This is a genomic window from Streptomyces sp. NPDC002784 (assembly GCF_053592135.1).
Genome location: NZ_JBSFVD010000001.1, coordinates 120,827 through 142,704 on the forward strand (window position 1 = coordinate 120,827; position 21,878 = coordinate 142,704).

Annotated in this window: 19 protein-coding genes; 9 read left to right on the forward strand and 10 right to left on the reverse strand. The window is 71.8% G+C overall.

Translation table 11 applies throughout. The features are described 5' to 3' along the window. Window positions 1-8: 8 nt before the first annotated feature. From ACWD1Z_RS00560 to ACWD1Z_RS00575, 4 genes are read right to left on the reverse strand one after another with little or no spacing between them, the layout of a single operon-like run. Window positions 9-620, reverse strand: coding sequence for a GTP-binding protein (locus ACWD1Z_RS00560; protein WP_389414963.1), 612 nt, complete (start codon window positions 618-620; stop codon window positions 9-11). After that, window positions 601-1,023, reverse strand: coding sequence for a DUF742 domain-containing protein (locus tag ACWD1Z_RS00565; RefSeq protein WP_250075918.1), 423 nt, complete (start codon window positions 1,021-1,023; stop codon window positions 601-603). The genes ACWD1Z_RS00560 and ACWD1Z_RS00565 overlap by 20 nt, the downstream gene beginning before the upstream one ends. Beyond that, the gene (locus tag ACWD1Z_RS00570) at window positions 1,020-1,517 is read right to left on the reverse strand and encodes a roadblock/LC7 domain-containing protein (protein ID WP_451114294.1); all 498 of its coding nucleotides are present in this window, start codon (window positions 1,515-1,517) and stop codon (window positions 1,020-1,022) included. The genes ACWD1Z_RS00565 and ACWD1Z_RS00570 overlap by 4 nt, the downstream gene beginning before the upstream one ends. Further along, the gene (locus ACWD1Z_RS00575) at window positions 1,514-4,246 is read right to left on the reverse strand and encodes a sensor histidine kinase (protein ID WP_451114296.1); all 2,733 of its coding nucleotides are present in this window, start codon (window positions 4,244-4,246) and stop codon (window positions 1,514-1,516) included. Before ACWD1Z_RS00575 ends, ACWD1Z_RS00570 begins: the two co-directional genes overlap by 4 nt. 370 nt (window positions 4,247-4,616) lie before the next feature. Here ACWD1Z_RS00575 and ACWD1Z_RS00580 point away from each other — a divergent pair, with 370 nt between their 5' ends. Further along, on the forward strand, window positions 4,617-5,402 hold the full coding sequence (locus ACWD1Z_RS00580) for a hypothetical protein (RefSeq protein ID WP_451114298.1): 786 nt from the start codon (window positions 4,617-4,619) through the stop codon (window positions 5,400-5,402). Between the two features lie 967 nt (window positions 5,403-6,369). Here the strand turns inward: ACWD1Z_RS00580 and ACWD1Z_RS00585 are convergent. Then, window positions 6,370-6,882 carry a MarR family winged helix-turn-helix transcriptional regulator gene (locus ACWD1Z_RS00585; RefSeq protein ID WP_451114300.1) on the reverse strand — a complete coding sequence of 171 codons (513 nt, stop codon included), beginning with the start codon at window positions 6,880-6,882 and terminating at the stop codon, window positions 6,370-6,372. A gap of 277 nt (window positions 6,883-7,159) precedes the next feature. Between ACWD1Z_RS00585 and ACWD1Z_RS00590 the strand changes: the two genes are divergently transcribed. Then, entirely contained in the window at window positions 7,160-8,017 is an 858-nt protein-coding gene (locus ACWD1Z_RS00590; RefSeq protein ID WP_451114302.1) for a lysozyme, read from the forward strand. Window positions 8,018-8,107: 90 nt separating this feature from the next. Here ACWD1Z_RS00590 and lon read toward each other — a convergent pair whose 3' ends face one another. Beyond that, the gene (lon, locus tag ACWD1Z_RS00595) at window positions 8,108-10,522 is read right to left on the reverse strand and encodes an endopeptidase La (RefSeq protein WP_451114304.1); all 2,415 of its coding nucleotides are present in this window, start codon (window positions 10,520-10,522) and stop codon (window positions 8,108-8,110) included. Between the two features lie 128 nt (window positions 10,523-10,650). Here lon and ACWD1Z_RS00600 point away from each other — a divergent pair, with 128 nt between their 5' ends. The 5 genes from ACWD1Z_RS00600 to ACWD1Z_RS00620 all read left to right on the forward strand — a co-directional run bounded on the left by ACWD1Z_RS00600 (window position 10,651) and on the right by ACWD1Z_RS00620 (window position 17,647). After that, on the forward strand, window positions 10,651-11,328 hold the full coding sequence (locus tag ACWD1Z_RS00600) for a spermine/spermidine synthase domain-containing protein (protein ID WP_451114305.1): 678 nt from the start codon (window positions 10,651-10,653) through the stop codon (window positions 11,326-11,328). Between the two features lie 134 nt (window positions 11,329-11,462). Beyond that, window positions 11,463-12,200: a response regulator transcription factor gene (locus ACWD1Z_RS00605; RefSeq protein WP_389414970.1), complete on the forward strand. Its 738-nt coding sequence runs from the start codon at window positions 11,463-11,465 to the stop codon at window positions 12,198-12,200. Then, on the forward strand, window positions 12,197-13,303 hold the full coding sequence (locus ACWD1Z_RS00610) for a sensor histidine kinase (protein ID WP_451114307.1): 1,107 nt from the start codon (window positions 12,197-12,199) through the stop codon (window positions 13,301-13,303). The genes ACWD1Z_RS00605 and ACWD1Z_RS00610 overlap by 4 nt, the downstream gene beginning before the upstream one ends. A gap of 281 nt (window positions 13,304-13,584) precedes the next feature. After that, window positions 13,585-17,400 (forward strand): multifunctional oxoglutarate decarboxylase/oxoglutarate dehydrogenase thiamine pyrophosphate-binding subunit/dihydrolipoyllysine-residue succinyltransferase subunit, encoded by a 3,816-nt coding sequence (locus tag ACWD1Z_RS00615; protein WP_451114309.1) that lies wholly within the window; start codon window positions 13,585-13,587, stop codon window positions 17,398-17,400. Between the two features lie 67 nt (window positions 17,401-17,467). After that, on the forward strand, window positions 17,468-17,647 hold the full coding sequence (locus ACWD1Z_RS00620) for a DUF6104 family protein (protein WP_451114311.1): 180 nt from the start codon (window positions 17,468-17,470) through the stop codon (window positions 17,645-17,647). A 149-nt stretch (window positions 17,648-17,796) separates the two neighbouring features. Here the strand turns inward: ACWD1Z_RS00620 and ACWD1Z_RS00625 are convergent, their stop codons facing one another. Beyond that, entirely contained in the window at window positions 17,797-17,922 is a 126-nt protein-coding gene (locus ACWD1Z_RS00625; protein ID WP_451114312.1) for a hypothetical protein, read from the reverse strand. A gap of 105 nt (window positions 17,923-18,027) precedes the next feature. Beyond that, window positions 18,028-18,876 (reverse strand): hypothetical protein, encoded by an 849-nt coding sequence (locus ACWD1Z_RS00630; RefSeq protein WP_451114314.1) that lies wholly within the window; start codon window positions 18,874-18,876, stop codon window positions 18,028-18,030. 148 nt (window positions 18,877-19,024) lie between these two features. Between ACWD1Z_RS00630 and ACWD1Z_RS00635 the strand changes: the two genes are divergently transcribed. Then, window positions 19,025-19,993 (forward strand): DUF4097 family beta strand repeat-containing protein, encoded by a 969-nt coding sequence (locus ACWD1Z_RS00635; RefSeq protein WP_451114315.1) that lies wholly within the window; start codon window positions 19,025-19,027, stop codon window positions 19,991-19,993. 1 nt (window position 19,994) lies between these two features. Further along, window positions 19,995-21,038, forward strand: coding sequence for a helix-turn-helix transcriptional regulator (locus ACWD1Z_RS00640; RefSeq protein ID WP_451114317.1), 1,044 nt, complete (start codon window positions 19,995-19,997; stop codon window positions 21,036-21,038). A 42-nt stretch (window positions 21,039-21,080) separates the two neighbouring features. On the opposite strand, the gene ACWD1Z_RS00645 is transcribed toward ACWD1Z_RS00640, so the two are convergent. Together ACWD1Z_RS00645 and ACWD1Z_RS00650 are read right to left on the reverse strand one after the other, a co-directional pair. After that, on the reverse strand, window positions 21,081-21,644 hold the full coding sequence (locus ACWD1Z_RS00645) for a Clp protease N-terminal domain-containing protein (protein ID WP_451114319.1): 564 nt from the start codon (window positions 21,642-21,644) through the stop codon (window positions 21,081-21,083). Then, window positions 21,644-21,853 carry a helix-turn-helix domain-containing protein gene (locus ACWD1Z_RS00650; RefSeq protein ID WP_451114321.1) on the reverse strand — a complete coding sequence of 70 codons (210 nt, stop codon included), beginning with the start codon at window positions 21,851-21,853 and terminating at the stop codon, window positions 21,644-21,646. Before ACWD1Z_RS00650 ends, ACWD1Z_RS00645 begins: the two co-directional genes overlap by 1 nt. Between the last annotated feature and the right edge of the window lie 25 nt (window positions 21,854-21,878).

Here is a 21,878-nt window from a genome sequence, read left to right on the forward strand (position 1 = left end):
CAGTTCTCCTACTCGGGGGTTTCGTCCAGCGCGTGGCCCACCAGGGCCAGGAGGGTCTCGATCACCGAGATCCGGCGCCGCGCATCCATGATCATGACAGGTATGTGCGCGGGGATCGTCAGCGCCTCCCGCACGTCCTCCGGCTCGAACCGCTCGCTGCCGTCGAAGTGGTTGACCGCGACGACGTACGGCAGCCCGCAGCTCTCGAAGTAGTCCAGCGCCGGGAAACAGTCCTTCAGCCGACGGGTGTCGGCCATCACGACCGCGCCGATCGCGCCACGCACCAGGTCGTCCCACATGAACCAGAACCGCTGCTGGCCCGGTGTGCCGAACAGGTAGAGCACCAGGTCGTCGTCGAGCGTGAGACGGCCGAAGTCCATGGCCACGGTGGTGGTCAGCTTCTCCGGCGTGGCGGTGAGGTCGTCGGTCTCCTCGCTCGCCTCGGTCATCAGCGCCTCGGTCTGCAGCGGCGTGATCTCCGAGACCGCGGTGACCAGGGTGGTCTTGCCGACGCCGAACCCGCCCGCCACGACGATCTTCGTGGCGACGGGGGCGCGGGTGCGGTCCGTCTGCCAGGACTTCAGGTCCTCATCGGTGTCTTCAAAGACGACGGAGTCCACTCAGCACCCTTTCGAGCAGAGCGCGGTCCGGACGGCCGGTGCCGTGACCGGTTCCGGTGCCGTACACACGGATCTTTCCCTGGTCCGCGAGATCGCTCAGGAGCACGCGGACCACGCCGAGCGGCATCTTGAGCAGCGCGGCGATCTCGGCCACCGTGCGCATACGGCGGCACAGTTCGACGATGGCCCGCATCTCCGGCATCACCCGGGTGTTGAGGGAACCATTCGTCAGCTCCCGGCGCTCCGGCGCGGCTTCGAGCGCCGCGGTGCTCGCGACGAACGTCTCCACGAGGAGGACGTGTCCGAAGCGGGTGCGCCCGCCGGTGAGCGAGTAGGGGCGTACGCGGGCGGGCTTGCGGTCGCCGCCGCGGACGGGGAGCTTCTTCGGCGCGCTGCTGCTCATCGGGGACTCCCGGTCGACTCGGCTTCCAGGGATTTTCGTAGCTCGCTGCGGAGTTCGGGCGTCAGGACGTGGCCGGCGCGGCCGACGAACAGGGCCATGTGGTACGCGACCACACTCATGTCGCACTCCGCGGAGCCGTGCACGCCGAGCAGCGAGCCGTCGCTGATCGACATCACGAACAGGCTGCCCTCGTCCATGGCGACCATCGTGTGCTTCACCCCGCCGAACTCCATGAGCCGGGCGGCGCCGATGGTGAGGCTGCCGATGCCGGAGACGATGGTGGCGAGGTCGGCCGCGGAGCCCCTGGGGCCGGTGCGGGTGCGCTTCGCCTTGGCCTGCTCGTTGCGGTCCGGGTCCGAGGACAGCAGGAGCAGGCCGTCCGAGGAGACCACGGCGACCGACTGGATGCCCGGCACCTCCTCGACCAGGTTCGTCAGCAGCCAGTGCAGGTTTCGGGCCTCACTGCTCAGTCCGAAGGTACTGGGCGCGGTCAACTGCTTGCCTCCTCGACAGTGCCCCCCGTGGCTTCTTCGGATTCGCTGACGGGTGCTCCCCCACGGCCCGTCTCTTCCGCGATTTCTGCTTCTACGTCGCGATAACCGGCCACCGCCCCCTGGCGGAACCCGCCCAGCCTCCTGCGCAGGGCGTCCGCGTCGACGGAGGCGCTGGGCCGGCGGGGCGGTTCCGCGGGCGCGGTGATCTTCGGGGTGCGCTTGGGCAGCCCCTTCGCGGTGAGCTGGTCCTCGTCGTCGTCGGCACGGCCGTGTTCCGTCTCGGCTTCCCCTGGGGGGTCCTCGCCGGTGGCAGGGGCCGGTGCGTCCGGTGCGGGGTCCGGCCGTACGGGCTCCGGCGGTACGGGTGCCAGCAGCTCCATCGTGGTCTCCGCCGGGGTCTCCGGCGGGAGTTGTGCCGGAGTCCTCGGCGGGGTCTGTGCCGGGGCCTCCTCCGCCCTGCGTACGGCCCGCTCGGCCAGCTCCACCAGGCGGTCACCCTGGCCGGCGCGGCCGTGCAGGACGTTGGAGTTGGCCTCGGCGTCGGCGCCGGGCAGGGAGAAGGTCTGGGTGGTGCCGGGGGCCGGGGCGCCGGACGGGGCCGGGACCGCCGTGGGGGGCGCCTGGGCCAGCAGCGCGTTCGGGAGGACGACGACCGCCGCCACTCCGCCCTGCTTCTGCTCCCGGAGCTGGACCCGGACCCCGTGGCGGTGGGCCAGCCGGGCCACCACGTAGAGGCCGAGGCCCAGGCCCTCCTCGCCCTCCTGGTCGTAGGAGGCCTCGGGGTCGAAGTCGGCCAGGCGGCTGTTGAGGCGGGTCATGCGGTCGTCCGTCATGCCGATGCCCTCGTCCTGGACGGAGAGCATCACCTCGCCGTTCTCCAGCAGCCAGCCGGACACCTCGACGGGCATGTCGGGCGGGGAGAACGCGGTGGCGTTCTCCATCAGTTCGGCGAGCAGGTGCGAGAGGTCGTCCGCCGCGAAGCCCGCGAGATGGGCGTGCGGCGGGAGCGCGGCGATACGGACGCGTTCGTAGCGCTCGATCTCGCTGACCGCCGCGCGGACCACGTCCACCAGCGGGACCGGGCCCGCGCTGTGCTGGACGTGTTCCGTGCCGGCGAGGACCAGGAGGTTCTCGCTGTGGCGGCGCATCACGGTGGCGAAGTGGTCGAGCTTGAAGAGGGTGGCCAGGCGGTCCGGGTCCTGCTCGCGCTCCTCCAGGCCCTCGATGACCGCCAGTTGGCGTTCCACCAGCCCCAGGGAGCGCAGGGCGAGGTTCACGAAGGTCGAGCCGATGCTGGTGCGCAGCCGCACCAACTGGGCGGAGGACGCGGCCAGTTCGGCGCGGAGGTCCTCGCGGGCGTCGGCCATCTTCTGGCGCTGGCCGACCAGGTGCTTGCGGTCGGACTCCAGGGTGGCGATGCGCTCGTGGAGGGCGACCGCCTGCGCGTGCAGGGTGTTGACGGAGTCGACGACCTGGGCGAACTCGTCCTTGCGGCCGGTGAACCGGACCGGCTCCTCCGCCGTCGGGTCCGCGGCGCCCGCGAGCCGGGCCGAGCCCAGGCGCACCACGGCCAGCGGGCGGGTGAGGCCGCGGGCCATGCCGGTGGCGACGCCGATCGCGAGCAGCACCAGGACGCCGAGGACCGCGATGCGGATCTCCAGCTCGGTGACGTCGTCGTCGCGCAGGAGGGCGAGGTCCTTGGTGCGGCGGTCGTGCAGGGCGGACTCGGCGCCGCGCATCATCTCGACGCGGGCGGAGAGCGCGGCGTCCAGCTTCTTCACGCCGGTGGCGAGTTCGGCGTCGGTCAGGGTCGGCTGGTCGGTCAGGGCGGCGAGGTACTTCTCGGCGGCCTCGGCCTCCGGTCCGGTGACCGTGGAATCGTAGGACGTCACCGATGCCTTCGGCGCGGTCTCGCGGAAGTCGGCGAGGGCCGCGTCGGAGCGCAGCCGGGCCTCCTGGGCGGCGGCGGTGAGCGCGTCGCGCTGCTTGGTGTCGGCGTCGGAGGAGGAGCTGACCGTGCTCGGCAGGCCCGTGACGGGGTCGATGACGGTCTGGGTGCCGCGCGGGACGCTGAGGGCCGCGAGCAGCAGTCCGCGGGTGGAGGCGGCCTGCTGTACGGCGGTGTCGAGCTCGACGAGGGCGTGGGCGCCGGAGCCCGCGCGGGGCGGCATGTCCTCGGCCAGCTGCTCGGCTAGCCGGTGGAGTTCGGCGAGGGAGGCGGAGTACGCCTTGTGCGTGTCCAGAGCGGTGCTCTTGCCGGTGAGCGCCGCTCTGCGCAGGGCCGCGATGTCGTCCAGGTCCGCCCGCAGGGAGGCGGGGGTGTCGGGGTTCGCGCGCAGCTCCTCGGCGAGGCGGTCGACCCGGGCGCTGCGCTGCTCGGAGGGCGCCTTGGACTTGGGGCGCCCGGCGGCGACGTAGGAGGTGACCTCGTCGCGTTCGTCGGCGAGCGAGTGGGCGAGGGCCAGGGCGTCCTCGGTGCGCTCGGAGAGGGTCACCAGCTCCTGGGTGTCGTGCACCTGGGCGGAGGCGGTGACGATCGAGGGGGCACCGGCCGCCGCGATGGCGGCGGCGACCACGGCCACGGCGACGAAGAGCCGGTTGCGTACATGGGTGGGCCGGCCTTTGCCTGCCGAGGTGGCGCCGGTCCCTGCCGTGCTGCCGGGCGTGTGCTCCGGGCCCCCTGCGGGGACCTTCTGCTTGCCTGAGCGACGAGGCCGCGTCTTCTGCACCGGTGCTCGCATTCCTGAACTCGTGGTACTCATGGGCCCGGGTGACGCTCCGTCAACTGGCGCATACGCCCGGTACGCTTCCCGACCCTCCCAGTGCCGGTGGGCGGGGGTCCCGCATCATCTGACCCGCCACCCGAAGGAGTGAACCCCGGAGGGGAGTTGGCGGGCAAGTTCCGGTGACGCTTGCGACGGCCGTTCCCGGCGGGCCGGTTGGACGTCCGCGGCGGGCGATGGCAGGATTCGCCGCCACGTCTGCGCGGAGTGAATCATTCCCTCCCAAATCTGGCGCTTGACCTGCGTGCGGGCGCCAATTGCGCGATCGTTGCCAGCCTTTGGCGAACCTTGTGAAGGGCTCGTGCAGACTGGCTGGATGCGTACTGAACTTGTGTCGGAGCCCGGTGATGCCGCCCGCCCCAACGAGGACTTCGCAAGCGTCGGACTGCCCGCCTCCGGACAGGGCGGCGCGGTGGTGGTCCTCGACGGGGTGACTCCGCCGAGGGGTGCTACGGGCTGTCTGCATTCCGTTCCCTGGTTCACCGCGCGGCTCGGCGGGGCCCTGACCGAACTGACCGTTTCACTCCCGGATGTTCCTCTCGCCGACGCCCTGTCGCTCGCCCTCGCGCGTACCGCCGAGGCGCACCGGGGAACATGTGACCTTTCTCACCCGCGCACACCCCAGGCAACGGTCGTCGTGGCCCGCTGGTCACCGGAGACCGTGGAGTACCTGATCCTGTCGGACTCGGCCCTGCTGGTGGAGTCGCCGGACGGCGCCCTGACGCCCTACCTCGACGACCGCCTGTCCCTGCTGCCCCGGTCCGCCCTGGCCACGGACGAGATGGTCGACGCCGGCCTGCGGAACAAGGAGGGCGGCTTCTTCACCGCCGCGGCGGATCCCTCGGTGGCCGCCAGGGCGGTGACCGGAACCCTGCCCCGCATCGAGGTACGCGCCCTGGCCGCCCTCACGGACGGGGCGACCCGCTGGGTGGAGACCTTCGGCGCCGGAGACTGGCCCGACCTGTTCGACGTCGTCCGCAAGGAAGGCGCCCAGTCCCTCATCGACCAGGTCCGCGCACTGGAACTCGCCGACGAGGACCGGGCCTTCCTCCGGCGGAGCAAGACCCACGACGACGCGACGGTGGTCTACGTCGAACTCTGACCGCCCCCGCGCGTGCCCTCGCCGGACGCGTCACGGAGGGGCCCCGGTACGGACCCCGCCCGACGCGCCTGGCGGGGCCCCGACGCCGGCGGCGGGCCGGGTCCCTTGCGGGGAGCAGGCCCTCGACAGGACGCTGGAGGCGGGGCGGATCCGACGCCGGGGGCGAGCCCGGACACCGGCGGCGGGCCGGGCCCCCTCCGGGCAGCAGGCCCTCGACAGGACTCCGGAGGCGAGGCAGAACCGACGCCAGGGGGCAAGCCCCGACACCGGCAGCGAGGCGAATCCGACGCCGGGTGCGAGCCCGGACACCGGCAGCGGGCCAGGCCCCCTCCGGGTCAGCAGACCCTCAACAGGACGCCGCAGGCGAGACGGACCCGACGCCAAGGGGCAAGCCCCGACACCCGCAGCGAGGCGAATCCGACGCCGGGGGCAAGCCCCGACACCGGCAGCAGGCCGGGCCCCCTCCAGGGAGCAAACCCTCAACAGGACGCCGCAGGCCAGTCAGAACCGACACCGGGAGGCAAGCCCCGACACCGGCAGCGGGCCAGCCCCCTCCGGGCAGCAAACCCTCAACAGGACGCCCGAGGCGGGGCAGATCCGGGCCAGGGGCGGGCCTCGATAGCGGCAGCGAGGCGGATCCGGCGCCGGGGGGAGCCTTGGTACCGGCGGCGGGCCGGGGCCTGGGGCTTGACCCCGAGGGCGTGGTCGGGCCCAGGAGCGGACCTCGAAGCGACGCCGCGGGCGGGCCTGGCTCCGCGTCGGAAGCGGCCTGGTCGGCCGCCGAGACGAACCGGACCCCAGCGCCCCCGCCTGCCTCCGCGCCGAAAGCCGCCTGACCGGCCACCGAGACGAACCCGGACACCAGCGCCCCCGCCTGCCTCCGCGCCGGAAGCCGCCTGACCGGCCACCCAGGCGGGCCCGACCTCAGAGCCCGGGCATCGACGCGGTGCGCCGGCGTGCCGGGGGGTCAGCCCTGGCCCTCCATTTCCTCGTTCAGCTGGTTCAGCAGGCGGGCCAGTTCCGCGACCTCTTTGGGGTCCCAGCCGGAGAGGCGACGGGCGTAGCGGGCTCGGCGGGCGTTGCGTACCTTGCTCACCCGGCCGCGGCCCTCCTCCGTGAGGTGGACCAGCCAGGCCCGCCCGTCCGCGGGGTCGGGCTCGCGGGCGACCAGGCCGAGGTCCTCCAGGGCACGCAACTGGCGGGACATGGTGGCCTTGCCGACGCCGATGTACGCGGCGAGTTCCGTCGCCCGCTGCTGCCCGCACTCGCCGAGGCGGATCAGCAGCCCGTACGCCGCCGACTCCAGGTCCGGATGGACCTCGCGGGCCATCTCGCCCTGACTGGCCCGCGCCCGCCGCAGCAGTACGGTCAACTCCCGCTCCAGGGACAGGAACTCGGGCTGGTCCACGCCACGCCCTGGCATCCCCGCGGACACCCCGGATCCGACTCGACGTCCGTCGCCGTTTCCGTCTTCGCGCACGTCAGCCCCTGCCTCGGTTTCCCAGTTCTGAAAGTTTCCGTCACATGCCGTCATCGCCGCAGCTCCGTCAGTATTTCCCAGGCGTAGACCAACGGCAGCCCCCAGCCCCTCTTCCACCCGCCGGTCCCCGCCCGTGGCGTCGTTCCCGGACATCCGACCGGCATGCCCACGCCGGCATCGTCCGACGGCGGACCAACAACAGGCCAACGCCGAGGCCTCGCATGCCGCCGCCTCACGGCTCTCCCACCGCGCACCACCGAGCCTTCGGAGGCAGGCTGTGCGTGTGCACAGACCCGGACTGATCCGCCTCAGCCTCACGGCGCTCCTGCTCACGGCGCTGTCCCTGACATGCGCCGCCCCCACCTCCGCCGCCCCCACCTCCGCCGCCCCCACCTCCGCCGAGCCCGGCTCCCCGGCCGGCCCCGACACCCCCGCCCGGGGCTCCGCCCACATGGGCATCGGCGTCCCGGCCCACGACGGCGTCCACGGCCTGCCCGGGGACACCCGCGCCAGCCAGACGGAGGGCGTCGACGTCTCCTCCCACCAGGGCGACGTGGCCTGGTCGACCCTGTGGAGCAGCGGCGTGAAGTGGGCCTACGTGAAGGCCACGGAAGGCACGTACTACACGAACCCCTACTACGCCCAGCAGTACAACGGCTCCCACACCGTGGGCATGATCCGCGGCGCCTACCACTTCGCCACCCCGGACACCACGTCCGGCGCAACCCAGGCCGACTACTTCGTGGACCACGGCGGCGGCTGGTCCCGCGACGGCCGGACCCTCCCCGGCGCCCTCGACATCGAGTGGAACCCGTACGGCGCGGCCTGCTACGGCAAGACCCCGAGCGCCATGGTCACCTGGATCCGCGACTTCCTGAACCAGTACAAGGCGCGCACGGGCCGGGACGCCGTCATCTACACGGCGACGAGTTGGTGGACCCAGTGCACGGGCAACTACGCCGGCTTCGCCGGCAACCCGCTGTGGATCGCGCGGTACGCGTCGACGGTGGGGACGCTGCCGGCCGGCTGGAGCCACCACACCATGTGGCAGTACACCTCGACCGGCCCGACGGTCGGCGACCACGACAGGTTCAACGGGGCCCTGGACCGGGTCCAGGCCCTCGCCCACGGCTGAGCGCACGGCTGAGCCCACGGCTGAGCGCACGACGAAGGCCCGGGCCTCCCTCTCGGGAGCCGGGCCCTCGCCTTCGTCCGGCAGCGTCCGTCACGCCGCCGCCGGAACCTCCGCCCGCGCTCCGGCCGTGGCCGGGGACAGGGCCAGGTCGAGCACCTGCCGTACGTCCGTCACGGCGTGCACGTCGAGCTTGTCGAGGACCTCGGCGGGCACGTCGTCCAGGTCCGGCTCGTTGCGCTTGGGGATGATCACCGTGGTGACGCCCGCCCGGTGCGCGGCCAGCAGCTTCTGCTTCACCCCGCCGATCGGCAGGACCCGCCCGGTCAGGGACACCTCCCCCGTCATCGCCACGTCCGTACGGACCAGCCGGCCCGACAGCAGCGAGGCGAGCGCCGTCGTCATCGTGATGCCCGCGCTCGGCCCGTCCTTCGGGACCGCGCCCGCCGGGAAGTGGATGTGCACACCCCGGTCCTTCAGGTCGGCCACCGGCAGTTCGAGCTCGGCGCCGTGCGAGCGGAGGAAGGACAGGGCGATCTGCGCGCTCTCCTTCATCACGTCACCGAGCTGCCCGGTCAGCGTCAGCCCCGCCGCGCCCGTCTCCGGGTCGGCCAGGGACGCCTCCACGAACAGCACGTCACCGCCGGCGCCGGTCACCGCGAGGCCGGTCGCCACACCGGGGACCGCCGTACGGCGTTCCGCCGGGTCCTGGGCCGACTCGGGCACGTGGTGCGGGCGCCCGATCAGCCCGCGCAGATCGCCGTCCGTCACGGTGAACGGCAGCTCCCGCTCGCCCAGTTCGTGCTGGGCCGCGACCTTGCGCAGCAGCCTCGCGATCGAGCGCTCCAGGTTGCGCACGCCGGCCTCGCGCGTGTACTCACCGGCGAGCCTGCGCAGGGCGCTCTCGTCCAGGGTCACCTCGTCCCGGTCCAGACCGGCCCGCTCCAGCTGGCGCGGAAGCAGGTGGTCGCGGGCGATGACGACCTTCTCGTCCTCGGTGTAGCCGTCGAGGCGGACCAGCTCCATCCGGTCGAGCAGGGCCTCCGGGATGGCCTCCAGGACGTTGGCCGTGGCGAGGAACACCACGTCGCTGAGGTCGAGTTCGACCTCCAGGTAGTGGTCGCGGAAGGTGTGGTTCTGCGCCGGGTCCAGGACCTCCAGCAGCGCCGCCGCCGGGTCGCCGCGGAAGTCGGAGCCCACCTTGTCGATCTCGTCGAGCAGGACCACCGGGTTCATCGACCCGGCCTCCTTGATCGCCCGCACGATCCGGCCGGGCAGCGCGCCGACGTACGTACGCCGGTGACCGCGGATCTCCGCCTCGTCCCGGACACCGCCGAGGGCCACGCGCACGAACTTGCGCCCCATGGCGTGGGCGACCGACTCCCCGAGCGAGGTCTTGCCGACGCCGGGCGGGCCGACGAGAGCCAGTACGGCACCGCCGCGCCGGCCTCCGACGACACCGAGCCCCCGGTCGTTGCGGCGCTTGCGCACCGCGAGGTACTCGGTGATCCGCTCCTTCACGTCCTCCAGGCCCGCGTGCTCGGCGTCCAGGACGGACTTCGCGCCCTGGATGTCGTAGGCGTCCTCGGTCCGTTCGTTCCAGGGCAGTTCGAGGACCGTGTCGAGCCAGGTCCGGATCCAGGAGCCCTCGGGTGACTGGTCGCTGGACCGCTCCAGCTTGTCGACCTCCTTCAGGGCCGCCTCGCGGACCTTCTCCGGCAGGTCGGCGGCCTCGACACGGGCGCGGTAGTCGTCGGACTCCTCGCCCTCCGCCTCGCCGTTCAGCTCGCGCAGCTCCTTGCGCACGGCCTCCAGCTGGCGGCGCAGCAGGAACTCGCGCTGCTGCTTGTCGACGCCTTCCTGGACGTCCTTGGCGATGGTCTCGGCGACGTCCTGCTCGGCGAGGTGGTCGCGCAGTTGCTGGGTGGCGAGCTTGAGGCGGGCGACCGGGTCGGCGGTCTCCAGCAGCGCCACCTTCTGTTCGGTGGTGAGGAACGGCGAGTACCCGGAGTTGTCGGCGAGCGCGGACACGTCGTCGATGGCCTGGACCCGGTCCACGACCTGCCAGGCGCCGCGCTTGCGCAGCCAGGCGGTGGCGAGCGCCTTGTACTCCTTCACCAATTCGGTGACCTGCCCCGGCAGCGGGTCGGGGGCGCTGTCGTCGACGTGGGTGCCCTCGACCCACAGGGCGGCGCCGGGACCGGTGGTCCCGGCGCCGATCCGCACGCGGCCGCGGCCGCGGATCAGGGCGCCCGGGTCACCGTCGGCGAGCCGGCCCACCTGCTCCACCGTGCCGAGCACGCCGGTGCTCGCGTACGTGCCGTCGATGCGCGGAACCAGCAGCACCCGTGGCTTGCCCGGCTGGGATCCGGCGGCCGCTTGGGCCGCCTCCACGGCGGCGCGTACATCGGCGTCGTTCAGATCCAGCGGGACCACCATTCCGGGCAGCACGACCTCGTCATCGAGCGGCAGCACAGGCAGGGTGAGCGGTGTGGACGTCGATGCCATGATCTCCCCTTCGGCAGTCAAGTTGAGCTATGCCGACTCAATGCTCGGGAAAGCTTGAATGTTCCCCCACCGCCGTTCGCTGTGAGCGATCACCGCCCCGACGGGGCCGGAGCTGCCAAGATGAGGGGATGCCCGCTTCGTACGACATCCCTCAAGTCCTGGACCGTCGCGAAGGCCCGCACGGCGAGGTCGTGTTGCGGCGGCACGGTGACCTGCTGCAGATCATCGCCAACGGCTGTTTCCTCATGGACACCTCCGACGGCCGCTCCGAGCGGCTGCTCGTGGACGCGGCCCGGGACGCCCTCGACGGCAGGCCCCAGCCGAGGGTGCTGATCGGAGGTCTGGGCGTGGGGTTCTCGCTCGCACACGCCGCCGCCGATCCCCGCTGGGGGCGGATCACGGTCGTCGAACGCGAGCCCGCCGTCATCGACTGGCACCGCGCCGGACCCCTCGCCGACCTCACCGAACGGGCCTTCGCGGACCCGCGGACCGAGATCCTCGAAACGGATCTCCTCGCCTACGTCAATGAGACATCCGACACGTTCGACGCGCTGTGTCTCGACATCGACAACGGCCCCGGCTGGACGGTCACGGAGGGCAACCAGGGTCTGTACTCGGTGGCCGGACTGGCAAGCTGCGCAAGGGTTTTGAGCCCCGGCGGGGTGCTGGCCGTCTGGTCCGCGCAGCCCTCTCCGGAATTCGAAGAAACCTTGCGGAATGCCGGGTTCAATCAGGTGCGTACCGAAGAGATCCCCGTTGCCCGGGGCGTTCCCGACGTCGTGCACCTCGCCGTCGGACCTGGATAGCCGAGCTGCGGCGACTCCCCGTACGCTGCTGCCCTGGCGCGGATCATTCAAGCGTCAATCGCAAGCATGCGCAGGCATGTGCCAGACAAACGGATCACCCCACGGATTCCGGAAAGCAACTTCAGGGGCGGGCGATGGAGCAGACACACACCTCCCACAACGGCACGACGGCGACACCCGGCGCACAGCGCCGGGTGCTGGTGGTAGAGGACGATCCGACCATCGTGGACGCCATCGCGGCCCGCCTGCGCGCCGAGGGATTCCTCGTGCAGACCGCGGGTGACGGGCCCTCGGCCGTCGACACGGCGGAGGCCTGGCAGCCCGACCTGCTGATCCTCGACATCATGCTGCCGGGCTTCGACGGCCTGGAGGTCTGCCGCCGCGTCCAGGCGCAGCGCCCGGTCCCGGTGCTGATGCTGACCGCGCGCGACGACGAGACCGACATGCTGGTCGGGCTCGGCGTCGGCGCCGACGACTACATGACCAAGCCGTTCTCGATGCGCGAGCTGGCCGCCCGCGTCCATGTGCTCCTGCGTCGCGTGGAGCGGGCCGCGATCGCCGCCTCCACCCCGCGCAGCGGCATCCTGCGCCTCGGCGAGCTGGAGATCGACCACGCGCAGCGCCGGGTGCGGGTGCGCAGCGAGGACGTCCACCTGACGCCCACCGAGTTCGACCTCCTGGTGTGCCTGGCGAACACCCCGCGCGCGGTGCTCTCCCGTGAGCAGCTGCTCGCGGAGGTGTGGGACTGGGCGGACGCCTCCGGCACCCGGACCGTCGACAGCCACATCAAGGCGCTGCGCCGGAAGATCGGCGCCGAGCGCATCCGTACCGTGCACGGCGTGGGCTACGCCCTGGAGACCCCGACGCCATGAGCGACGGGCCGGCCGCGCGAAAAGGCCCCAGGGAGCCCTGGGGCGGCGTACGTCCGTTCTCGATCAAGACCAAGCTGGGCGCGCTGGTCGTCATCTCGGTACTGATCACCACCGGTCTGTCGATGATCGCGGTGCAGACCAAGACGGAGCTGCGCTTCATCACCGTCTTCTCGATGATCGCCACCCTGCTCATCACCCAGTTCGTGGCGCACTCGCTCACCGCGCCGCTGGACGAGATGAACACGGTGGCCCGCTCGATCTCGCACGGCGACTACTCCCGCCGGGTGCGCGAGAACCGCCGGGACGAGCTGGGCGACCTGGCCGAGACGATCAACGTCATGGCCGACGAGCTGGAGGCCCAGGACCAGCAGCGCAAAGAGCTGGTCGCGAACGTCTCGCACGAGCTGCGCACCCCCATCGCCGGCCTGCGCGCGGTGCTGGAGAACATCGTCGACGGGGTCACCGAGGCCGACCCCGAGACCATGCGCACCGCGCTGAAGCAGACGGAGCGCCTGGGCCGCCTGGTCGAGACGCTGATGGACCTGTCCCGCCTCGACAACGGCGTCGTACCGCTGAAGAAGCGCCGCTTCGAGGTGTGGCCCTATCTGTCCGGGGTGCTGAAGGAGGCCAACATGGTCGCCTCCACGCGCGCGGGCATCGCCTCGGGCTCGGGCGGCCACACCCGTACGGACGTCCATCTGCACCTGGACGTCTCGCCGCCGGAGCTGACCGCGCACGCGGACCCCGAGCGCATCCACCAGGTGGTGGCGAATCTCATCGACAACGCGGTCAAGCACAGCCCCGCGCACGGGCGCGTGACGGTGAAGGCCCGGCGCGGCCACTGGCCCGAGTCGCTGGAGCTGGAGGTGCTGGACGAGGGCCCCGGCATCCCGAAGTCGGAGTGGCACCGGGTGTTCGAGCGGTTCAACCGCGGCGCGGTCTCCGCGCCGCACGGTCCGGGCAGCGACGGCGGTACGGGTCTGGGCCTGGCCATCGCCCGCTGGGCGGTGGATCTGCACGGCGGCCGGATCGGAGTGGCCGAATCCGAGCGCGGTTGCCGGATTCTTGTCACTCTTCCGGGACTGCCATCCGCGTCGAGTTGACGTAGGGTTCGAACCGTAGCCACAAGATCCACGGGCGTTCGGGCAGCCGGACACGTGTGATCAGGCAGAGGCCCGCGCCGTCGGCGCGTCAGGCCGGTATCGACGCATCCCCGAGCAAGCGGAACCACGCTTGTTTCCCGCCATTTCCACGCGCGAAACACGCTCTCCGATGTGACTTACGCGACGATGAACGGGCCCGGACTGACCTTCCCCGTCAGGGAGGCGTAGCCTTTATTCCCGCTGTCCATCACCTTGTGAAGCGGAAGAGGGCGGTTGCCGCCGTGTCGCCACAGTCCCCCAGTAACTCGAGCATCTCGACCGACACCGACCAAGCGGGCAAGAACCCCGCTGCCGCGTTCGGTCCCAATGAGTGGCTCGTCGACGAGATCTATCAGCAGTACCTCCAGGACCCGAATTCGGTAGACCGCGCCTGGTGGGACTTCTTCGCCGACTACAAGCCGGGGTCGCCTGCCGCCCCGGCTCCGGCGGGCAACGCGGCGGCGGAGACCGCCGCGCCCGCCGCATCCGCTCCAGCCGCCCCCGCGGCCCCGGCTCCGGCCGCTCCCGCGGCTCCGGCTCCAGCGGCCCCGCAGCCGGCCGCCGCCGCGCCGGCGCCCGCCGCGCCCGCCCAGGCTCCGGCTCAGGCCCAAGCTCCGGCTCCGGCTCCGGCCAAGCCCGCCGCCGCCAAGCCGGCAGCCGCGAAGGCCGCTCCGGCCGCCGCGGCCCCGGAGGGCCCCGAGCTGGTGCCGCTGCGCGGCCCGGCCGCCGCGGTCGCGAAGAACATGAACGCCTCGCTGGAGCTGCCCACGGCCACGTCCGTGCGCGCGGTCCCGGTGAAGCTGCTCTTCGACAACCGCATCGTCATCAACAACCACCTCAAGCGCGCCCGGGGCGGGAAGATCTCCTTCACGCACCTGATCGGCTACGCGATGGTGCAGGCCATCAAGGCCATGCCGGCGATGAACTACGCGTTCGGCGAGAAGGACGGCAAGCCGACGCTGATCAAGCCGGCGCACGTCAACCTCGGCCTCGCCATCGACCTGGTCAAGCCCAACGGCGACCGCCAGCTGGTCGTCGCGGCGATCAAGAAGGCCGAGACGCTGAACTTCTTCGAGTTCTGGCAGGCCTACGAGGACATCGTCCGCCGCGCCCGCGACGGCAAGCTGACGATGGACGACTTCTCCGGCGTCACGGTCTCCCTGACCAACCCCGGCGGCCTCGGCACCGTCCACTCGGTCCCGCGTCTGATGCCCGGCCAGTCGGTCATCATGGGCGTCGGCTCCATGGACTACCCGGCGGAGTTCCAGGGCACCTCCCAGGACACCCTGAACAAGCTCGGCATCTCGAAGGTCATGACGCTCACGTCGACCTACGACCACCGGGTCATCCAGGGCGCCGCCTCCGGCGAGTTCCTGCGCCAGGTCGCGAACCTCCTCCTCGGCGAGAACGGCTTCTACGACGACATCTTCGAGGCGCTGCGGATCCCGTACGAGCCGGTCCGCTGGCTCAAGGACATCGACGCCAGCCACGACGACGACGTCACCAAGGCCGCCCGGGTGTTCGAGCTGATCCACTCCTACCGGGTCCGCGGCCACGTCATGGCCGACACCGACCCGCTGGAGTACCGCCAGCGCAAGCACCCCGACCTGGACATCACCGAGCACGGCCTGACCCTGTGGGACCTGGAGCGTGAGTTCGCGGTCGGCGGGTTCGCGGGCAAGTCCCTGATGAAGCTGCGTGACATCCTCGGCGTGCTGCGCGACTCGTACTGCCGCACCACCGGCGTCGAGTTCATGCACATCCAGGACCCCAAGCAGCGCAAGTGGATCCAGGACCGCATCGAGCGGGCGCACACCAAGCCGGAGCGCGAGGAGCAGCTGCGCATCCTGCGCCGGCTGAACGCCGCGGAGGCCTTCGAGACCTTCCTGCAGACGAAGTACGTCGGCCAGAAGCGCTTCTCCCTGGAGGGCGGCGAGTCGGTCATCCCGCTGCTGGACGCGGTCATCGACAGCGCGGCCGAATCGCGGCTGGACGAGGTCGTCATCGGCATGGCCCACCGCGGCCGGCTGAACGTCCTGGCGAACATCGTCGGCAAGTCGTACGCCCAGATCTTCCGCGAGTTCGAGGGCAACCTCGACCCGAAGTCGATGCACGGCTCCGGCGACGTGAAGTACCACCTGGGTGCCGAGGGCACCTTCACGGGCCTGGACGGCGAGCAGATCAAGGTGTCGCTGGTCGCGAACCCCTCGCACCTCGAAGCCGTCGACCCGGTCCTGGAGGGCGTCGCCCGCGCCAAGCAGGACATCATCAACAAGGGCGGCACGGACTTCACCGTCCTGCCGGTGGCGCTGCACGGCGACGCGGCCTTCGCGGGCCAGGGCGTGGTGGCCGAGACCCTGAACATGTCGCAGCTGCGCGGCTACCGCACCGGCGGCACGGTCCACATCGTCATCAACAACCAGGTCGGCTTCACCGCGGCTCCCGAGTCGTCGCGCTCCTCGATGTACGCCACCGACGTGGCCCGCATGATCGAGGCGCCGATCTTCCACGTGAACGGCGACGACCCCGAGGCGGTCGTCCGCGTTGCCCGGCTGGCCTTCGAGTTCCGCCAGGCGTTCAACAAGGACGTGGTGATCGACCTCATCTGCTACCGCCGCCGCGGTCACAACGAGTCGGACAACCCGGCCTTCACCCAGCCGCTGATGTACGACCTGATCGACAAGAAGCGCTCGGTGCGCAAGCTGTACACCGAGTCCCTGATCGGTCGCGGCGACATCACCCTGGAAGAGGCCGAGCAGGCGCTCCAGGACTACCAGGGCCAGCTGGAGAAGGTCTTCACGGAGGTCCGTGAGGCCACCTCGCAGCCGTCCGCGGCCGAGCCGTCGGACCCGCAGGCCGAGTTCCCGGTCGCGGTGAACACCGCGGTCACCGCCGAGGTCGTCAAGCGGATCGCCGAGTCCCAGGTCAACATCCCCGACAACATCACCGTCCACCCGCGGCTGCTGCCGCAGCTGCAGCGCCGGGCGTCGATGGTCGAGGACGGCACGATCGACTGGGGCATGGGCGAGACGCTCGCGATCGGCTCGCTGCTCCTGGAGGGTGTCCCGGTCCGCCTCGCCGGCCAGGACTCCCAGCGCGGCACCTTCGGCCAGCGGCACGCGGTGATCATCGACCGTGAGACGGGCGACGAGTTCACGCCGCTGATGTACCTCTCCGAGGACCAGGCGCGCCTGAACGTCTACAACTCCCTGCTCTCCGAGTACGCGGCGATGGGCTTCGAGTACGGCTACTCGCTGGCCCGCCCCGAGTCGCTGGTGATGTGGGAGGCGCAGTTCGGCGACTTCGTCAACGGCGCGCAGACGGTCGTGGACGAGTTCATCTCGTCGGCCGAGCAGAAGTGGGGCCAGACCTCCGGCGTCACCCTGCTGCTGCCGCACGGCTACGAGGGCCAGGGCCCGGACCACTCCTCGGCCCGCCCCGAGCGCTTCCTCCAGATGTGCGCCCAGGACAACATGACGGTCGCGATGCCGACGTCCCCGTCGAACTACTTCCACCTCCTGCGCTGGCAGGTGCACAACCCGCACCACAAGCCGCTGATCGTCTTCACCCCGAAGTCGATGCTGCGTCTGAAGGCCGCGGCGTCGAAGGCGGAGGAGTTCACCACGGGCCAGTTCCGCCCGGTGATCGGGGACGCCTCGGTCGACCCGGCCGCGGTGAAGAAGGTCGTCTTCTGCGCCGGCAAGGTCTACTACGACCTGGAGGCCGAGCGGCAGAAGCGCGGCGTCACGGACACGGCGATCATCCGCATCGAGCGCCTGTACCCGCTGCCGGGCACCGAGCTCCAGGCCGAGATCGCCAAGTACCCGAACGCCGAGAAGTACCTGTGGGCCCAGGAGGAGCCGGCGAACCAGGGCGCGTGGCCGTTCATCGCCCTGAACCTCATCGACCACCTGGACCTGGCGGTCGGCGCGGAGGTCCCGCACGGCGAGCGGCTGCGCCGCATCTCCCGCCCGCACGGCTCGTCGCCGGCGGTGGGTTCGGCCAAGCGCCACCAGGCCGAGCAGGAGCAGCTGGTGCGCGAGGTGTTCGAGGCGTAAGCCCGCTGCGTACCCGGCAGGGCCGCACCCCGTTGGGGGTGCGGCCCTGCCGTTTATCCTGGTGGGCATGTACTTCACCGACCGAGGCATCGAAGAACTGGAGAAGCGGCGGGGCCAGGAGGAGGTCTCCTTCGAGTGGCTCGCCGAGCAGCTGCGCACGTTCGTCGATCTGAACCCGGACTTCGAGGTACCGGTGGAGCGGCTCGCCACCTGGCTTGCCCGGCTGGACGACGAGGACGACGAGTAGCCGTCCGCGCCACGGCGGTGAGAAGCGGGGTGCCCCGAGGACACCCCGTTGTCAGTAACGCGGGCCGCCCCGTCGCCGGTCGCGCGCCAGGGTCACACCGTCAATCGCGCGGCCAGGGCACGCCGTCAGTCGCGCGCCGGATCACGCCGTCAGTCGCGCGGTCGGGTCACGTCGTACGCCAGTCCCAGCGCGCCGTGCGCCAGCAGCAGCGCCCCCGCCACGGTCCAGCCGCCGTCCGCGCTACGGCGGTGAGAAGCGGGATGCCCCGAGGGCACCCCGTTGTCAGTAGCGCGGGCCGCCCCGTCGCCGATCGCGCGGCCGGGTCACGTCGTCAGTCGCGCGGCCGGGTCACGCCGTCAGTCGCGCGCCGGATCACGCCGTCAGTCGCGCGGCCGGGTCACGTCGTACGCCAGTCCCAGCGCGCCGTGCGCCAGCAGCAGCGCCCCCGCCATGGTCCAGCCGCCGCTGCGCCGCCGCAGTCCGAGGACGGTGAGCGGGAGGCCGGCGGCGAGCTGGGCGGCGGCGAGTGCGCGGGCCTTGGGGGTGCCCGACCAGGGGAGCCAGGGGGCCAGGCGGCCGACGTCGATCGCGTCGAGTTCCGCGCGGAGGGTGCGGTGCGGGCCGGGCCGCCGGCCGGGGCGGGCGGGCGGCTGGGCGCAGGCCGTCGCGTGCAGGCGGTCGGCCGGTTCGCCGGGGGTGAGACCGGCGGGGAGGGAGACGCCCGCCCGGGTGAGGACCGCGAGCAGGCCGAGCAGCCGGGCTCGGGCGTCGGCGTCGGGGTCCGGCCGGGTGAGCCGGTCCAGGGACTCCATGTCGAGGACGGGGTCGAGGCCGAGGCGGGCGGCGAAGGTGCGCATGGCCTCGTCCTCGCCGACCGGGGTGCCGTTGGTGAGCCAGACGTATCCGACGGGGCGGCGGAAGCCGGACGCGAGGGTGTACCCGGCGCGGTCCTCGTCCCACCACAGCGCGAGCACGGGCCAGGGGGCGGCGACGGCGAGGGCGGTGGCCCAGCCGGTCAGCACGCGGTCGACGGGCTCGTCGCCGTCCGCCCAGGGCCTGCCCTCGGGCACCAGCACGCTCCACTCCCCGCCCGCCGGGCGGACCAGCATGCGGGTGCCCAGCAGCTGGGCGGGGAGGGCCACGGCGTCCGGGACCGCCCGGCAGAGCAGCAGGGCTCCGGGAGCGGGCGCCCCGGAAGCGGGACCGGTGCGGGGAGAATCCGGCGACATGGTCACACGCTAGGGCGATTTCTGGTGGTTGGTCATATTTCCGGGCCGCGATCGTCCCCAAAAGAGTGTCTTGACTTTCCTTGGGCGCGATATATCGTGAATGACAAGAGACGCGATATGGCGCGTCGCCGTCGGGGAGGTCGTCACCATGTCCGAGTGGTCCGTCGCGGAGCCGAGCAAGCTCACCTTCGACGAGCCCGTGCGGGATCTTCACGTACGGATCGTCAACGGCACGGTGAACGTGGTGGGCACGGACGAAGGTGCCGCCCGCCTGGAGATCTCCGAGATCGAGGGCCCTCCCCTGCTGGTCACCCAGGAGGACGGCACCCTCACCGTCGCCTACGAAGACCTGCCCTGGAAGGGCTTCCTGAAGTGGCTCGACCGCAAGGGCTGGCGGCGCAGCGCCGTGGTCTCGCTGGCGGTGCCCGCCGACACCCGGATCGAGGTGGGCGTGGTCGGCGCGGGCGCGGTGATCTCCGGGGTGCGCGGCCCCGCGGTGGTGAAGGGCGTCACCGGCGACACGACCCTGGTCGGGCTCTCCGGCCCGGTGCGCGCCGACACGGTCTCCGGGAATCTGGAGGCCCAGGCCGTCACTGGGGATCTGCGCTTCAACTCCGTCTCGGGGGATCTGACGGTCGTGGAGGCCTCGGGATCCTCCGTGCGGGCGGACTCGGTCAGCGGCTCGATGATCGTCGACCTCGACCCGGAGGGCCCCACGGACGTACGGCTGACCAGCGTCTCCGGCGAGATCGCCATCCGGCTTCCGCAGCCGGCCGATGCCGACGTCGAGGCCAACACCGCGAGCGGCACCATCTCCAACGCCTTCGAGGGGCTCCGGGTACACGGCCAGTGGGGCGCCCACAAGATCACCGGTCGGCTGGGCGCGGGCACCGGCAAGCTGCGGGCGACCACGGTCTCCGGTTCCATCGCCCTGCTGCGCAGGCCACCCCGCGAGGAGGAGCCCTGGGAGGCGGAGGCATGGGAGGAGGAGGCCCAGGCGGACAGCGCCCCGGCCGCCTCGGGGGAGAATTCCGGTTCCGGCCGGGAGACCACCGCCCCCACCGACGCCGAACCGGGCGACCCGGCCGACGGCACGACCGACAAGAAGGTGCTCTGACATGCCTCCCGTCTTCGCCCACGGCCGTCTGCGCCTGTATCTGCTGAAGCTGCTGGACGAGGCCCCGCGCCACGGCTACGAGGTGATCCGCCTCCTGGAGGAGCGCTTCCAGGGCCTGTACGCCCCCTCGGCGGGCACCGTTTACCCCCGGCTGGCGAAGCTGGAGAGCGAGGGCCTGGTCACCCACACCACCGAGGGCGGCCGCAAGGTGTACGCCATCACGGACGCGGGGCGGGCCGAGCTGGCCGACCGCAGTGGTGAACTGGCCGATCTGGAGCTGGAGATCCGGGAGTCGGTCGCGGAGCTCGCCGCCGAGATCCGGGCCGATGTGCGCGGCGCCGCCGGTGATCTGCGGCGCGAGATGCGGGCGGCGGCGTCCGAGGCCCGCCAGGGCAACGGCGCCAAGACGGACGCCACCTTCGGTGACTTCGCGGATTTCACCGACAATGAGGCCTGGCGCGCCGCCAAGGAGGAGATGCGCCGCGCCAAGCAGGAGTGGAAGGAACAGGCCCGGCGCGCCAAGGACGAGAGCCGGCGCGCCCGCGACGAGGCCCAGCGCGCCCGGCGCCAGGCCAAGGAGGCCCAGGACCGGGCCCGGGTCCAGGCCCAGGAGGAGGTGCAGCGCATCGCCAAGCGTGTCCAGGACCATGTGCAGGACCACTTCGCGCGGGGCGACTGGCCGGCCGGGGTGCGCGAGGGCCTGACCGAACTGGCCAAGGAGTTCGGCGAGTTCGGGAAGGACTACGGCAAGGAGTTCGGCCGGGGCTTCGGCTTCGGCCGCGGCGGTACGGAGTCCGGGCCCGCCCCCGAGTACACCGACACCCCCGAGGACTTCCCCGCCGCCTACGAACCGGCCTGGGCCCATGAGGCCCCGACCGGCGACCCGGCCCGCGATCTGGACCGCCTCCTGGACCGCTTCCGCGACGACATCCGGGACGCCGCCCGGGACCATGGCGTCACCCCGGACCAGCTCCGCGACGCCCGTCGCCATCTGTCGACGGCGGCGGCGCACATAGGGGTGGTCCTGCGGACGCCGCAGAGCTGAGGCGGCACGGCGCCTCTTGAGGCGGGCGAGCGAGCGCCGAGGTCACCCGGCCTGGGCCTCGCCCGCCCCGTAGAGGACCCGGGTCAGGGACGCGTTGGTCACGCCGTGGTCGGCCAGGACCTCGGCGGAGACACCGGGGCGGGCCGTCAGAGCGAGGAGGATGTGCTCGTCGCCGATGTGCCGGTCGCGGTGGGCCATCGCGATGCGCAGGGAGCACACCAGCCTGTCCTTGGCCTCCCTGCCGAAGGGAATGCGTCCGGACCACCAGCCCTTGCCCTTGCGGTTGCCGGACATCGCGCCGACGCCGTGCACCTCCTCGACCCGGGCGACGATCTCCGCGACGTCGATGCCGAGTCCCGCGAGGGCGTCGGTCTCCGCCTGGGACAGCCCGGCCCGCCGTCGGGCCTCGCCCAGCGCCTCCCGTACCGACTCTCTGCGCTCCGCGAGCCCCAGCGCGGCCAGCGCGAAGGAGGCGCGGGTGCCCTGCCGGTCCAGCAGGGCGAGCAGCAGATGCCCGGCATCCACCGTCCCGGCCCCCGCCCCTTCCGCGTGCTCGACCGCCCCCGTCACGACCGCCCGGGCGTCCTTGGTGAACCGCTCGAACATCAATGCCTCCCGTACTTCTTGTGCACGGCCTGCCTGCTGACACCGAGCTGCGCGGCGATCTCCTGCCATGACCACCCCTGATTGCGCGCATTGCGCACCTGCACCGCCTCCAGCTGCTCCAGCAGCCGGCGCAGCGCGGCGACGGCACGCAGACCGACCCTCGGGTCGCGGTCGCCCGCGCGCTCGGCGAGATCCGTTGCCTCACTCATGCCGTCAATCTAGGTTGACACTCCC

Bases quoted from the DNA above. Each gene is read 5' to 3' on its own strand.
- ACWD1Z_RS00610 (WP_451114307.1), top strand. From the start codon at position 12,197: ATGAGCGACGGGCCGGCCGCGCGAAAAGGCCCCAGGGAGCCCTGGGGC.
- ACWD1Z_RS00645 (WP_451114319.1), bottom strand. From the start codon at position 21,644: ATGTTCGAGCGGTTCACCAAGGACGCCCGGGCGGTCGTGACGGGGGCG.
- ACWD1Z_RS00650 (WP_451114321.1), bottom strand. From the start codon at position 21,853: ATGAGTGAGGCAACGGATCTCGCCGAGCGCGCGGGCGACCGCGACCCG.
- ACWD1Z_RS00580 (WP_451114298.1), top strand. From the start codon at position 4,617: ATGCGTACTGAACTTGTGTCGGAGCCCGGTGATGCCGCCCGCCCCAAC.
- ACWD1Z_RS00620 (WP_451114311.1), top strand. From the start codon at position 17,468: ATGTACTTCACCGACCGAGGCATCGAAGAACTGGAGAAGCGGCGGGGC.
- ACWD1Z_RS00640 (WP_451114317.1), top strand. From the start codon at position 19,995: ATGCCTCCCGTCTTCGCCCACGGCCGTCTGCGCCTGTATCTGCTGAAG.
- ACWD1Z_RS00635 (WP_451114315.1), top strand. From the start codon at position 19,025: ATGTCCGAGTGGTCCGTCGCGGAGCCGAGCAAGCTCACCTTCGACGAG.
- ACWD1Z_RS00630 (WP_451114314.1), bottom strand. From the start codon at position 18,876: ATGTCGCCGGATTCTCCCCGCACCGGTCCCGCTTCCGGGGCGCCCGCT.
- ACWD1Z_RS00565 (WP_250075918.1), bottom strand. From the start codon at position 1,023: ATGAGCAGCAGCGCGCCGAAGAAGCTCCCCGTCCGCGGCGGCGACCGC.
- ACWD1Z_RS00600 (WP_451114305.1), top strand. From the start codon at position 10,651: ATGCCCGCTTCGTACGACATCCCTCAAGTCCTGGACCGTCGCGAAGGC.
- ACWD1Z_RS00605 (WP_389414970.1), top strand. From the start codon at position 11,463: ATGGAGCAGACACACACCTCCCACAACGGCACGACGGCGACACCCGGC.
- lon (WP_451114304.1), bottom strand. From the start codon at position 10,522: ATGGCATCGACGTCCACACCGCTCACCCTGCCTGTGCTGCCGCTCGAT.